This window comes from Aminobacter ciceronei, from assembly GCF_014138625.1.
Classification (GTDB): Bacteria; Pseudomonadota; Alphaproteobacteria; order Rhizobiales; family Rhizobiaceae; genus Aminobacter; species Aminobacter ciceronei.
This window is the reverse complement of record NZ_JACJHY010000003.1, coordinates 53,222-65,999: the sequence shown is the minus strand read 5'-3', so window position 1 is coordinate 65,999 and position 12,778 is coordinate 53,222. Positions and strand designations below refer to the sequence as shown.

Below are 12,778 nucleotides of genomic sequence, written 5' to 3'. Positions count from 1 at the left end.
GGCAGCGCTGCCCGACACTTCCCTGAGGACGCTAACTGCCGCTGCCCCACGGCCCGTGGTGCGCGCCCGGCTCGTCGATGCGCTCGAAGCCGTGAGCGCCGAAGAAATCGCGTTGCGCCTGGGTGAGATCGGTCGAGCCGCGACCCTGGCGATAGCCGTCGAAATAGGCCAGCGCCGACGACAGCGCCGGCACCGGCAGCCCGGCCTCGGCGGCGCGGGCGACGATGCGGCGCAGCGACGGATGCGCCTTGCCCATGATCTCGACAAAGGCCGGCACCATCAAAAGATTGGTCGACCGATCGGCCTTGCCGAAAGCTTCGGCGATGGTGTCGAGGAACTGCGAACGGATGATGCAACCGGCGCGCCAGATCTTGGCGATGGTCGGCATCGGCAGGTTCCAGCCGAATTCCTTCGACGCGCCGGCCATCACGGCGAAGCCTTGCGCATAGGCAGCAATCTTGCCGGCAAACAGTGCAAGCTCAAGATCGCCGAGTACCTCGTCCTTGTTGCCGGCGAATTTCAGCGTGTTGGCGCCGTAGGCCTTTTCCGCCGCCAGCCGTTCATCCTTCATCGACGACAGCACGCGTGCCGCGACCGCCGCTTCGATGGCTGTCGCCGGGATGCCAAGCTGCTGTGCCTCGATGACCGACCACTTGCCGGTGCCCTTCTGACCGGCGCGGTCGAGGATGATATCGACCACCGGCTTTCCGGTCTTGGGATCGTCGGCTTCGAGCACCGATGCGGTGATTTCGATCAGGTAGGATTCGAGCCGGCCCTTGTTCCAGCCGGCAAAGACCGGCGCGATCTGCTTCGGCGTCATCGACAGCCCGTCGCGCAGGATGCCGTAGATCTCAGCGATCATCTGCATGTCGGCATATTCGATGCCGTTGTGGATGGTCTTGACGAAATGGCCGGCGCCGTTCGGCCCGAGCCAGGCGGCGCAGGGCTCGCCCTTGTACTTGGCCGAAATCGCGGTCAGCACGTCCTCGACGCGGGCATAGGATTCAGGCGTGCCGCCGACCATGATCGAGGGGCCGTGGCGCGCGCCCTCTTCACCGCCCGAGACACCCATGCCGATGAAGGTCAGGCCCGAGCCGTCGAGCTCCTCGAAGCGGCGCATCGTGTCGCGGAAATTGGCGTTGCCGGCATCGATGATGATGTCGTTGGCGGCGAGAACCGGGCGCAGGGCTGCGATCTGCTGGTCGACCGGATCGCCGGCCAGCACCATGATGATGATCGGTCGCGGCGGGCGGATGGCGGCGGCCAGTTCCTCGATCGAGCCGCAGGGCACGACCATGTCGCGCAAGGCGCCCGCCGATTCGACAAACGCCTGCGTCCGGGCCGGTGTGCGATTGAAGACGGCGATACGATGGCCTTTTTCGGCGATGTTCAGCGCCAGGTTCGAGCCCATCGTGCCCAATCCGATCAGTCCGATTTCGGCTTTTTCCATGGTCGCTGGTCCTGTCTGCTGATTGCTGTCGTCGAAGACGCGGCATGATTGACCGCGCTTTTGCCGAGGTCAACTCGCCGCCCGACGCGCCTTGTCGCCGGTCGATCAACTCGTCGTGGCCTGACCTTGCGTCATCAGTCCTTGCGGCGGCGGCCGTAGAGCTCGAGCCGGTGATGGACGATGTCGTAGCCGAGCTGGCGGGCGATTTCCTGCTGCAGCTGCTCGATGCGATCGGAGCGGAATTCGATGACGTCGCCGGTGTCCATGTCGATGAGATGATCGTGGTGATCGCCGCCAGCCTGCTCGAAGCGCGATGGCCCGCCCTCGAAGGCATGGCGGTGAATGGCCCCCATCTCCTCGAGCAACTTCATGGTGCGGTAGACTGTCGAAAGCGAGATGCTCTTGTCGACCTGTTCGGCGCGGCGGAAGATCTCCAGCGCGTCGGGATGGTCCTCAGTTTCACCCAGAATGCCAAGGATGATCTTGCGCGGCCGCGTGATGCGGATGCCCGCCTTGCGCAGCGCTTTCTCGTAGTCCGGCTTCTTGGGAGCATGTTTCACAGGCGTCTTCGTCATGGCGCGACTATGTGCCAGATGACACTCAGTTGCAAAAGATTATGTCGCCGTTCATCCCCAGGTGAAGTGGGGCGATGCGTGTCCCCCGCGTGGGAGCAAGTGGAAGACGGCCCGCGCTATACGAAGCCAACCCTCCCCGCCGTGATGGCCTGCCGGCCATCTCCCCCACAAGGAGGGAGATTAGTCTCGTCGCCAGGGGCGCTCATTCTGCCACGTTGCATCAAAAAGGCCCCGAGATGTTGGCGACGCTGGCGATCGGACGGATCGCGGCATAGCCGATCTGTGGGAGCTAAAAAGAAGCTAAAAGCGTCAACAAGCTATCCACGCATCGACCATCCTGCCTGCCGTCGCCCGCGCAACAAGACCACTTCGGAAGGTTCAGTAAGCGACAGTCACATCTCTACTTGCAAACGATTTGCAATTGCATTGACAGGCGCACCAACTGCCATTAGGTAAGGCACCGTAGCTGCCGCCCCTTCGGTGCGGCATTCTGAAACGGGATTACCATGACAGCACTTCGCACCACCTTCGCCGCCATCGCTCTGCTTGCGGCGGCGCTCGGGCTTTCGGCCTGCTCTCAGGACAGCGCGGCGGGCGGCAAGATGAAGGTGGTGACCACCTTCACCGTGATCGCCGACATCGCCCGCAACGTCGCCGGCGACGCAGCCGAGGTGGAATCGATCACCAAGCCCAATGCCGAGATTCACAACTACCAGCCGACGCCGGGCGACATCCTGCGCGCCCAGAAGGCCGACCTCGTTTTGTGGAACGGCCTGAACCTCGAACTGTGGTTCCAGAAGTTCTTCGAAAACCTCGACGGCGTCAGCCAGGCCGTCGTCTCCGATGGCGTTGTGCCGATGGGCATCGCCGAGGGTCCCTATACGGGCAAGCCCAACCCGCATGCCTGGATGTCTCCAGAGGCGGCGCTGATCTATGTCGAGAACATTCGCAAGGCCTTCGCCGAGAAAGACCCTGAAAACGCCGAGGTCTACGCCAGGAACGCCGCCGCCTATGCCGAGAAGATCAAGGCGACGGTGGCGCCGATTCACAAGGCCATCGAGACCATCCCTGCCGAGCGCCGCTGGCTCGCCACCAGTGAAGGCGCCTTCTCCTACCTGGCGCGCGACTTCGGGCTGAAGGAGGTCTATCTTTGGCCGATCAATGCCGACCAGCAAGGCACTCCCCAGCAGGTGCGCAAGGTGATCGACCTCGTCAAGGCCAACGGCATTCCGGCCGTGTTCAGCGAAAGCACCGTGTCGTCGAAGCCTGCCGAGCAGGTCGCACGCGAGACCGGGGCAAAATATGGCGGCGTGCTCTATGTCGACTCGCTGAGCGATGAGAGCGGCCCGGTGCCGACCTATCTCGACCTGTTGAGCGTCACCACTCAGACCATCGTCAAGGGACTGACCCAATGACTGCACCCATGAAAGGGCGGCCCCAGGCGGAGGCCGCCCCGGGCGACGGGCTCAACGTCTCCAATATCTCGGTGACCTACCGCAACGGCCACACCGCCTTGCGCAACGCCTCATTCGCCATTCCGCGCGGCACCATCACCGCGCTCGTCGGCGTCAACGGCTCGGGCAAGTCGACCCTGTTCAAATCGATCATGGGCTTCGTGCCGCTGGCGTCAGGCAGCGTCGAGATTTTAGGCCAGCCGGCACGCGAAGCGCTGAGGAAAAACCTCGTCGCCTATGTGCCGCAAAGCGAGGACGTCGACTGGAATTTTCCAGTCCTTGTCGAGGATGTCGTCATGATGGGCCGCTATGGCCACATGAATTTCCTCCGCATGACGCGCGGCATCGACCGCGAGGCGGTGGACGCAGCGCTCGAACGCGTTGGCATGGCCGACTTCCGCAAGCGCCAGATCGGCGAACTGTCGGGCGGGCAGAAGAAGCGTGTATTCCTGGCCCGCGCGCTGGCGCAGGAGGGCGAACTCATCCTGCTCGACGAACCCTTCACCGGCGTCGACGTGCGCACCGAAGAGGCGATCATCGCGCTTTTGCAGGGCCTGCGCGACGAAGGTCGGGTGATGCTGGTGTCGACCCACAATCTGGGTTCTGTGCCACGCTTCTGCGACCGCGCCGTCCTGATCAACCGGACCGTTCTGGCGGCCGGGCCGACTTCTGAAACCTTCACCAAGGCCAACCTCGAAAAGGCCTTCGGCGGCGTGCTGCGCCAGTTCATCCTCGGCGGCTCCGAACTGCATGACGATGCCGATACGCGACAGGTGACGGTGCTGACCGACGACGAGCGACCCTTCGTCATCTATGGCGACGGAAACGGCAATGATCGGGCCGACAAATCGGGTGGGCGCCGGAAATGATCTCCACGCTGATCGAGCCGTTCGGCTACGGCTACATGCTCAACGCCATGTGGGTGTCTGCACTCGTCGGCGGCGTCTGCGCCTTCCTGTCGGCCTATCTGATGCTCAAGGGCTGGTCGCTGATCGGCGACGCGCTTTCGCATTCGATTGTCCCAGGCGTCGCCGGCGCCTACATGCTCGGCCTGCCCTTCGCGCTCGGCGCGTTCCTGTCGGGCGGGCTGGCGGCGGGCGCCATGCTGTTTCTCAACCAGCGCACCAAGCTGAAGGAGGACGCCATCATCGGGCTGATCTTCACCTCCTTCTTCGGGCTTGGCCTGTTCATGATCTCGCTGTCGCCGGCCTCGGTGAACATCCAGACCATCGTGCTCGGCAACATCCTGGCGGTGACGCCTTCCGACACGTTGCAGCTAGTCCTGATCGGCGGCATTTCGCTGGCGATCCTGCTCGCCAAATGGAAAGACCTGATGGTCGCCTTCTTCGATGAGAACCACGCGCGCTCGATCGGGCTGAACCCTGATTTGCTCAAGGTGCTGTTTTTCATGCTGCTGTCGGCCTCGACGGTGGCGGCTTTGCAGACAGTGGGCGCCTTCCTGGTCATCGCCATGGTGGTGACGCCGGGGGCGACGGCCTATCTGCTCACCGACCGGTTTCCCCGGTTGATCGTCATCAGCGTGGCGATCGGCAGCGTGACCAGCTTTGCCGGCGCCTATGCCAGCTACTTTCTGGACGGCGCGACCGGCGGCATCATCGTGGTGGCGCAGACGCTGATCTTCCTGGTCGCCTTCGTCTTCGCACCCAAGCACGGATTGCTTGCGGCGCGGCGACGGGCGCGGCTGGAACTGGAGGCTGGGGCATGATCGAAACCCTCGCCCTGCCCTTCGCCTTCCCGTTCATGCAGCAGGCTTTCGCCATCTCGCTTTTGGTTGCGGTGCCAATGGCACTGTTGTCTTGCTTCCTGGTGCTCAAGGGTTGGTCGCTGATGGGTGACGCCATCAGCCATGCGGTGTTGCCCGGCGTCGTGCTGGCCTACATCGCCGGCCTGCCGCTGGCGGTCGGCGCCTTTGCCGCCGGCATGACCTGCGCGCTGGCAACCGGCTATCTCAAGCAGAACAGCCGGATCAAGGAAGACACCGTCATGGGCATCGTCTTCTCCGGTATGTTTGGCCTCGGCATCGTGCTCTACACGAAGATCCAGACCGACGTGCATCTCGACCATATCCTGTTCGGCGACATGCTCGGCGTGAGCTGGAGCGATGTCGGCCAGACGGCAGCCATCGCGCTGGTGGCAACAGGTGCCATCGGCTTCTTCCGCCGCGACCTGTTGCTGCATGCCTTCGACCCACAGCACGCGCAGGCCATCGGCCTGCCGGTCAGGCTGCTGCATTATGGGCTGCTGACGATACTGTCTTTGACCATCGTCGGCGCGCTGAAGGCCGTCGGCATCATCATCGCCATTGCCATGCTGATCGCCCCCGGCGCAATCGCCTACCTGCTCACCGACCGCTTCGAGCGTATGCTTATGGTGTCAGTGCTGGTGGCGGTGTCTTGCTCGTTGTCGGGCGTCTATCTCAGCTTCTTCATCGACAGCGCGCCGGCGCCAACCATCGTTCTGCTGATGAGCCTGACATTCGTCGCGGCGTTCTTTGTCTCCAAGCGGCGGACGGCGATCAGGCAGAAACAGGTGGCGGTAGAGTGAACAGCATACCTTCCCCTTGTGGGGAGGGCCGAGCAACAGAGCCGAGCGGGTTTGGGCGTAGGAGTTCCCACGCTCACCACACCCGGCCTTTTTGGGTCACCCTCCCCGCAAAGGGGACGGCAAGGCGTTTACGCAGCTGCAGCCGTCAGCCGGCGGCGGGCAAAGGAATGACCCTCACTGTCGAAGATGTGCAGTTCGTCGGGACTGGCGGCGAGCCGAATCTTGGCACCGCGCTTGACCTCGACATTGCCGGGCAGCTTGGCCACCAGCGGCTGCTCCGCGCGACCGATGTCGACATAGACCAGTTGGACCTCGCCGAGCTGCTCGACATAGTCGACGAGCCCCTCGAACAGGTAGTCGTCACCGGTCGCAACATAGAGATCCTCGGGTCGCACGCCGAAGCTGACTGGCTTGCCCTGGGCCTCAGAGGGCGTCGCCACCGGAACAGAGCTCTTGTGGCCACCGACATGGCTGACGACGCTCGTCTCGCCTGTCCTTTCGATGGTACCGGCAACGATGTTCATCGCCGGCGAGCCGATGAACTGGGCGACGAACAGATTGCCGGGATGCTTGTAGAGCTCCATCGGCGAACCGACCTGCTCGATGCGGCCATCCTTGAGCACGACGATCCGGTCGGCCAGCGTCATCGCCTCGACCTGGTCGTGGGTGACGTAGATCATCGTTGTATTGGGCATCGATTCCTTCAGCTTGGCAATCTCGATGCGGGTGGCGACGCGCAAGGCGGCATCCAGGTTGGACAGCGGCTCGTCGAAGAGGAAGACCTTCGGGTTGCGCACGATGGCGCGGCCGATGGCGACACGCTGACGCTGGCCGCCGGACATCGCCTTGGGCAGGCGGTCGAGATATTTGGTCAGCTGCAGGATTTCGGCCGCGGCGCGCACCCGCTTGTCGATCTCGGCCTTGCTCTCGCCAGCGATCTTCATGCCGAACGCCATGTTGTCGTAGACGGTCATGTGCGGATAGAGCGCGTAGGACTGGAACACCATGGCGATACCGCGCTTGGACGGCGGCACGTCGTTGACCTTCTCGCCGGCGATGTACAGTTCACCGCCGGTGATCTCCTCCAGGCCTGCGATCGAACGCAACAGCGTCGACTTCCCGCAGCCCGAAGGGCCGACGAAAACGATGAACTCGCCCGACTTGATGTCGAGGTCGATGCCATGAAGAATGTTGAGATTGCCGTATGACTTCTTGACGTCCCTGAGCGTTAGATCGGCCATGGTTTCCTCCCAGTACCTAATTTGCGGTCAGACGAAGCGCCCGAACCAGGCGCCGTAACCACCGAGCCGGACTGCGCCGGCGTTGGCATTTCCATCGAGCCCATGCCCCGGCAAGGGCTGCAGACCACGACCTCCGAGGTCGATGTTAGCCGGCGCGCTGCCAAGATTGAAGACGCAGACGACCTCCTCGTTGCCTTCGCGACGGGTGAAGGCGACGACGTCGTCTTCTGCCTTGAGGAAGGCGATCTCGCCCTTGGCGAGCGCCGGATGTGAACGGCGGAAGGCCAGGAAGCGCCGGTAGTGCTCAAGCAGCGAGGCCGCATCACCCTCCTGGGTGTCGACAGCCTTCGCCAGATGATCCGCGGGCACCGGCAGCCAGGGCTTCGCCCGGGAGAAGCCGCCATTGACGGCGTCCTTATTCCACACCATTGGCGTGCGGCAGCCGTCGCGGCCCTTGAACTCGGGCCAGAAGCGGATGCCGTAAGGGTCCTGCAGATCCTCGAAGGTGAGGCTGGCTTCGGTCAGGCCAAGCTCCTCGCCCTGATAGATGCAGACCGAACCGCGCAGCGACATCAGAAGCGCCGATATCACTTTGAGATAGGCGGTGCGGTCGGCCTCGCCCATGCCCCAGCGCGAGGCGTGGCGGACGACGTCGTGGTTGGAGAAGGCCCAGCACGACCAACCGTCGCTGGCCGCCTTGCCGAAATCTTCGAGCACCGTGCGCACCTTGGCGGCCGATATCTTTTCCGGCGCCAGGAAGTCGAAGGCGTAGCACATCTGCACCTTGTCGCCGCCGGCGGTGTAGGACGCCACGACCTCGAGACCGCGCTGGGAATCGCCGACTTCGCCAACAGCTGCGGCCGCCGGATACTCGTCTAGCACGGCGCGGAAGCGGGCGAGGAATTCAAGATTCTCCGGCCGGCTCTTGTCGTAGATGTGGTCCTGGAAATTGTAGGGGTTTACCGCGGGTGCCGTCTGGTCGTTGCGCTGTTCCGGCGGCAGCGCCGGATTGTCCTCGAGGCCTGCCGAGTGGAAGTAGAAATTGATGGTGTCGAGACGAAAACCGTCGACGCCACGGTCGAGCCAGAAGCGGGTAACGTCGAGCAGCGCGTCCTGGACGTCGCGGTTGTGGAAGTTGAGGTCGGGCTGCTCGGCCAGGAAGTTGTGCAGGTAATACTGCATGCGCCTGGTGTCCCACTGCCATGCAGAGCCGCCGAAGATCGACAGCCAGTTGTTGGGCGGGCTGCCATCGGGCTTGGCGTCGGCCCACACGTACCAGTCGGCCTTGGCATTGTCGCGGCTGGCGCGACTTTCCTTGAACCAGGCGTGCAGATCGGAGGTGTGAGAGATGACCCCGTCGATCATCACCTTGAGGCCGAGGCGGTGGGCTTCTGCGATCATAGCGTCGAAGTCGGCGAGCGTGCCGAACATCGGGTCGATGTCGAGATAGTCCGAAATGTCGTAGCCGAAATCCTTCATCGGCGACTTGAAGAAGGGCGAGATCCAGACGGCATCCGCACCCAGGGAGGCGATGTGCGGCAGCCGGTCGATGATGCCCCTGAGGTCGCCGATGCCGTCGCCGTTCGAATCCTGATAGCTGCGGGGGTAGATCTGGTAGATCACCGCCCCGCGCCACCAGTCGCGATCGACAGCGGTTTCAGGGTTTTCGAACTTGCGCATTGCGGCTTGCATCTGAGCTAGCCTCCCTTGACTGAGCCCGCGAGCAGGCCGCGGACGAAATAACGTTGAAGCGAGAAGAACACGATCAACGGCACGATGATGGTGACGAAGGCCGAGGTGGTGAGGATTTCCCAGTCGCCGCCGCGCGAACCGAGCAGGGCATTGAGCTTGCCGGTCAGCACCAGCTGGTCGGAGCCCGAGCCAAGGAAGACCATCGCCACCAGCAGATCGTTCCAGACCCAGAGAAACTGGAAGATGGCGAAGGAGGCGAGCACCGGAAAGGACAGCGGCAGCACGATCTTGACGAAGATCTCGAAGTCGCTGGCGCCGTCGATGCGCGCCGATTCCATGATCTCGCGCGGCAGGCCGGCAATGTAGCTGCGCAGGAGATAGATCGCGAAGGGCAAGCCGAAGCCTGTATGCGCCAGCCATATGCCGAGATAGGTCTTGGCAGGCACGCCGAAGAACAGGCCGACGCCATTGTAGAGCTTGAGCAGCGGAATGAGGGACATCTGCAGCGGCACGACGAGCAGGCCGATGATGACGGCGATCAGCAGCGCGCGGCCGGGAAAACGCATCCAGGCAAGCGCATAGGCAGCATAGGCGGCGATCAGGATCGGAATGATTGTCGCCGGAATGGTGACCGTCAGCGAATTGATGAAGGAGCGTCCGATGCCTTCCGAAAACAGCACTGTGCGGTAGTTGTCGGTGGTGAAGCGCGGCGGCGCCGAGGCCGAGAAATAGACACGCTGGCCACGGGTGATCTCGAAGGCCTTGGGCGACGACATCACGTAGGAGCCGTCGTCATTGACCTGAAGCGTCACGCCCTCGCCGAGGTCGGCGGCAGTGCCGGCTTCGAATTGCGTCGGCTGCTGCGCCTTGGTGCCGAAGGCGGTCACGGTGCGTGCGTCGCCGGCGCCGAACAGGTTGCCCATGATCAGGAACTTGCCGTCCTTCTCGACCTGCTTGTCGGCGGCGTCGGTGCGCCCGGCCTCGGTCTGAGACGAAGTCGACAACGCCGTCCACCAGCCCGAGACGATGAGCTGATCCTTGTCGCGCAGCGAGCTGACCAGGATGCCGAGCGTCGGGATGGTCCAGATGGCAACGAAGACCAGCACCGCGATGTGGACGCCGAAGCGGCCGATGACGGATTTTCCCCTTGAACTGGCCATGTCAGTGTCCTCCCCCACCTTCACGATTGGCCTGGCGGATGTTCCAGATCATGATCGGCACGACGGCGAGCATGATGATGACGGCAATCGCCGCACCGCGGCCGAAGTCGCCACCACCGCGGAACATCCAGTCGAACATCAGATTGGCCAGCACCTGGCTGTTCCACTGGCCGTTGGTCATGGTCAGCACGATGTCGAAGACCTTGAGCACCAGGATGGTGATGGTGGTCCAGACGACCGCGATCGTGCCCCAGATCTGCGGCACCATGATCTTCCAGAAAATCTGGAACGGGTTGGCGCCGTCGATGACGGCGGCCTCGATGGTCTCCTCCGGAATGCCGCGCAGGGCAGACGACAGGATGACCATGGCAAAGCCGGTCTGGATCCAGATCAGGATGACCATCAGAAAGAAGTTGTTCCAGAACGGCGTCGAGATCCACACCTGCGGATTGCCGCCGAGATACTGCACGGCGGCGTTCAGGATGCCGATCTGGGTCTGGCCCTCGGCCCGATACTCATAGACGAACTTCCAGATGACGCTGGCGCCGACGAAAGAGATGGCGAGCGGCAGAAAGACCAGGCTTTTGGCGATGTTGCCCCACCAGATCTTGTCGGTGAGCACGGCGATGATCAGGCCGAAGAAGGTGCAGGCAGCCGGTACGACGGCGAGCCACAACAGGTTGTTGAAGATCGAATTGCGGAACTCGCGGTCGCCGAAGGCCCAGCTGTAGTTGGCGAGGCCGACGAAGTTCTCGCCGCCACGGTCCATGAAGGACAGCCTGAGTGTCTCGATCACCGGATAGACAAGGTAGACAGTGACGATCAGCATCGCCGGGCCGACGAACAGCCATGGCCGGATCAGGCCCTGGCGACGCAGATTGTCGACGGCGGCAGCGCCTGAAACGCCGCGCGAGGGAAAGACCGCGTCGAGGATCTTGTTGGCGCCCCAGTAATAGACAACGCAACCGCCGACGCCGACGATGATGGTGAAAATGGCCGAAAGTATCTGTGCCGTCATGGGAATCATTCCCTTTCAACCGGCCCTTTTCAACGGGCCCTTTTCAACGGACTTGTTCGAGCAGACTTGAAAGGAAGTCCCCTCACCCGCTCTCCGCGACACGCCGGGGCACCGCTCCCGGCGGGAGGGGGGACCGGGTCGGGGCCGCCGGTGCCTCCCCCGACAAGGGGAAGGCGTCCGCGAAGCGGCAAGCGAGGGGACTAGCTTGAACGCTTACTTGATCGCGTCCCAGCTCTTCTGGATGTCGGCTGCGACATCGGCTGCGGGCTTGCCTCCGACGAGGTCGATCATGCCGGTCCAGAAGGCGCCGGCGCCGATCTTGCCCGGCATCAGGTCGGAACCGTCGAAGCGGAAGGTCGAGGCGTTGACCAGGATGTCGCCCTGCTTCTTCAGCGCTTCGTTGCCATAGGCTTCCTTGTTCGCCGTCTTGAGCGGGGTCAGGAAGCCCGACTGCGCCATCCAGATCTCGTGGGCGAGCGGCATCTTCAGGAAGTCGATGAAGGCACGCGCGGCCTTGGAGTCCTTGGCGATGGTGAACAGCGTGCCGCCGCCGAGTACGGGATTGCCGAGCTCGGGCTTGGCGGCGACGGGCGGCAGGTAGAAGAAGTCGGCATCCTCGCCGAGCTTGGTGCCTTCCGGGAAGAAGGACGAGATGAACGACGCCTGGCGGTGCATGTAGCACTTCGGCGGCACGGCAAAGAGGCCCTTCGGGCTGTCTCGGAAGTCGGTCGCGGCGACCGCCGCCTTGCCGCCATCGACATATTTGTCGTTGGTGGCGATCTTGGCGAAGATGTCGAGCGCGTTGACGACGGCCGGATCGTTGAACGGAATCTCGTTCCTGGTCCACTTGTCATAGACGTCGGGCGCCTGGGTGCGCAGCATGATGTCTTCGACCCAGTCGGTGGCCGGCCAGCCGGTGGCGCCACCCGAACCCAGACCGATGCACCACGGCACGCCGCCATCGGCGACGATCTTGTCGGTCAGCGCCTGCATCTCTTCCCAGGTCTTGGGAACCTCGTAGCCGGCTTCCTCAAAATTCTCCGGCACATACCAGACCAGCGACTTCAGGTCGGCCTTGAACGGGAAGCCGTAAAAGCCGGGCTTGCCGTCCTTGTCCTTGTAGGTGCCAAGATCGACCCAGGACTGGCCGGCGCCGTAGTTCTCCTTGATGAAATTGGCAGTGCCCTCGTCGAGCGGCGTCAGCAGGCCCTTGGAGGCCAGATCCTGGATCAGGCCCGGCTGCGGCAGGATGGCGATGTTGGGCGGGCTGCCAGCCTGGGTGTCGATGACGATCTGCTGTTCGTAGTTCTCGGACGACGAGTAGTTGATCGTCGCGCCGGTGGCCTCGCTGAAATAGTCGAGCACCGAACGGGCCAGTGCCTCGTCTTCACCGCGCCATGGCCCGAAGATCGAGAGCGTCTCGCCCTTCAGGTCGACCTTCTTGAGTTCGTCGAAATTTGCCCAGGTGAAGCGGGCGTCCTCGCCCGGTTTGAACTTCAGCTCCGCCGAAGCGGGCGCGCTCAGGGCGACGGCGGCAAAAGCCACGCCCAGCAACAGGGTCTTCCTCATGGTCTTCCTCCCAGTGGATCGAAAACTCCGGACGGAACCTCCATTCCGCCCGCC

General features: G+C 63.2%; 11 protein-coding genes. 4 read left to right on the top strand and 7 right to left on the bottom strand.

The window, feature by feature from the left end; translation table 11 throughout:
* Positions 1 to 31: 31 nt before the first annotated feature.
* Together gnd and HNQ95_RS04180 are read right to left on the bottom strand one after the other, a co-directional pair.
* The gene (gene gnd, locus HNQ95_RS04185; protein WP_154384539.1) at positions 32 to 1,450 is read right to left on the bottom strand and encodes an NADP-dependent phosphogluconate dehydrogenase; all 1,419 of its coding nucleotides are present in this window, start codon (positions 1,448 to 1,450) and stop codon (positions 32 to 34) included.
* Between the two features lie 134 nt (positions 1,451 to 1,584).
* Positions 1,585 to 2,025 carry a Fur family transcriptional regulator gene (locus HNQ95_RS04180; RefSeq protein WP_067954969.1) on the bottom strand — a complete coding sequence of 147 codons (441 nt, stop codon included), beginning with the start codon at positions 2,023 to 2,025 and terminating at the stop codon, positions 1,585 to 1,587.
* A 602-nt stretch (positions 2,026 to 2,627) separates the two neighbouring features.
* Here HNQ95_RS04180 and HNQ95_RS04175 point away from each other — a divergent pair.
* The 4 genes from HNQ95_RS04175 to HNQ95_RS04160 are packed head-to-tail and all read left to right on the top strand — an operon-like array spanning position 2,628 to position 6,044.
* Positions 2,628 to 3,440 carry a metal ABC transporter substrate-binding protein gene (locus tag HNQ95_RS04175; RefSeq protein ID WP_246340588.1) on the top strand — a complete coding sequence of 271 codons (813 nt, stop codon included), beginning with the start codon at positions 2,628 to 2,630 and terminating at the stop codon, positions 3,438 to 3,440.
* Positions 3,437 to 4,348, top strand: coding sequence for a manganese/iron ABC transporter ATP-binding protein (locus HNQ95_RS04170; protein WP_371818599.1), 912 nt, complete (start codon positions 3,437 to 3,439; stop codon positions 4,346 to 4,348). The genes HNQ95_RS04175 and HNQ95_RS04170 overlap by 4 nt, the downstream gene beginning before the upstream one ends.
* Complete coding sequence (locus HNQ95_RS04165; protein ID WP_067954976.1) at positions 4,345 to 5,205, top strand: metal ABC transporter permease; 861 nt, start codon at positions 4,345 to 4,347, stop codon at positions 5,203 to 5,205. Before HNQ95_RS04170 ends, HNQ95_RS04165 begins: the two co-directional genes overlap by 4 nt.
* Positions 5,202 to 6,044: a metal ABC transporter permease gene (locus tag HNQ95_RS04160; RefSeq protein ID WP_067954978.1), complete on the top strand. Its 843-nt coding sequence runs from the start codon at positions 5,202 to 5,204 to the stop codon at positions 6,042 to 6,044. The genes HNQ95_RS04165 and HNQ95_RS04160 overlap by 4 nt, the downstream gene beginning before the upstream one ends.
* A 128-nt stretch (positions 6,045 to 6,172) precedes the next feature.
* On the opposite strand, the gene HNQ95_RS04155 is transcribed toward HNQ95_RS04160, so the two are convergent.
* From HNQ95_RS04155 to HNQ95_RS04135, 5 genes are all read right to left on the bottom strand, one after another.
* Complete coding sequence (locus tag HNQ95_RS04155) at positions 6,173 to 7,285, bottom strand: ABC transporter ATP-binding protein (RefSeq protein ID WP_067954980.1); 1,113 nt, start codon at positions 7,283 to 7,285, stop codon at positions 6,173 to 6,175.
* Between the two features lie 27 nt (positions 7,286 to 7,312).
* Positions 7,313 to 8,965, bottom strand: a complete 1,653-nt coding sequence (gene bglA / locus HNQ95_RS04150) for a beta-galactosidase BglA (RefSeq protein ID WP_371746536.1) — start codon at positions 8,963 to 8,965, stop codon at positions 7,313 to 7,315.
* Between the two features lie 17 nt (positions 8,966 to 8,982).
* Positions 8,983 to 10,137, bottom strand: coding sequence for a carbohydrate ABC transporter permease (locus HNQ95_RS04145; protein ID WP_154384537.1), 1,155 nt, complete (start codon positions 10,135 to 10,137; stop codon positions 8,983 to 8,985).
* 1 nt (position 10,138) lies between these two features.
* Positions 10,139 to 11,155, bottom strand: coding sequence for a carbohydrate ABC transporter permease (locus HNQ95_RS04140; protein ID WP_067965784.1), 1,017 nt, complete (start codon positions 11,153 to 11,155; stop codon positions 10,139 to 10,141).
* 213 nt (positions 11,156 to 11,368) lie between these two features.
* Complete coding sequence (locus HNQ95_RS04135; protein WP_067954985.1) at positions 11,369 to 12,724, bottom strand: ABC transporter substrate-binding protein; 1,356 nt, start codon at positions 12,722 to 12,724, stop codon at positions 11,369 to 11,371.
* Positions 12,725 to 12,778 lie beyond the last annotated feature (54 nt).

What these genes read in the sequence shown, in the direction of transcription:
- HNQ95_RS04155 (WP_067954980.1), bottom strand. Translation starts at nt 7,285, where the DNA reads ATGGCCGATCTAACGCTCAGGGACGTCAAGAAGTCATACGGCAATCTC.
- HNQ95_RS04175 (WP_246340588.1), top strand. Translation starts at nt 2,628, where the DNA reads ATGAAGGTGGTGACCACCTTCACCGTGATCGCCGACATCGCCCGCAAC.
- bglA (WP_371746536.1), bottom strand. Translation starts at nt 8,965, where the DNA reads ATGCGCAAGTTCGAAAACCCTGAAACCGCTGTCGATCGCGACTGGTGG.
- gnd (WP_154384539.1), bottom strand. Translation starts at nt 1,450, where the DNA reads ATGGAAAAAGCCGAAATCGGACTGATCGGATTGGGCACGATGGGCTCG.
- HNQ95_RS04160 (WP_067954978.1), top strand. Translation starts at nt 5,202, where the DNA reads ATGATCGAAACCCTCGCCCTGCCCTTCGCCTTCCCGTTCATGCAGCAG.
- HNQ95_RS04145 (WP_154384537.1), bottom strand. Translation starts at nt 10,137, where the DNA reads ATGGCCAGTTCAAGGGGAAAATCCGTCATCGGCCGCTTCGGCGTCCAC.
- HNQ95_RS04170 (WP_371818599.1), top strand. Translation starts at nt 3,437, where the DNA reads ATGACTGCACCCATGAAAGGGCGGCCCCAGGCGGAGGCCGCCCCGGGC.
- HNQ95_RS04140 (WP_067965784.1), bottom strand. Translation starts at nt 11,155, where the DNA reads ATGACGGCACAGATACTTTCGGCCATTTTCACCATCATCGTCGGCGTC.
- HNQ95_RS04135 (WP_067954985.1), bottom strand. Translation starts at nt 12,724, where the DNA reads ATGAGGAAGACCCTGTTGCTGGGCGTGGCTTTTGCCGCCGTCGCCCTG.
- HNQ95_RS04165 (WP_067954976.1), top strand. Translation starts at nt 4,345, where the DNA reads ATGATCTCCACGCTGATCGAGCCGTTCGGCTACGGCTACATGCTCAAC.
- HNQ95_RS04180 (WP_067954969.1), bottom strand. Translation starts at nt 2,025, where the DNA reads ATGACGAAGACGCCTGTGAAACATGCTCCCAAGAAGCCGGACTACGAG.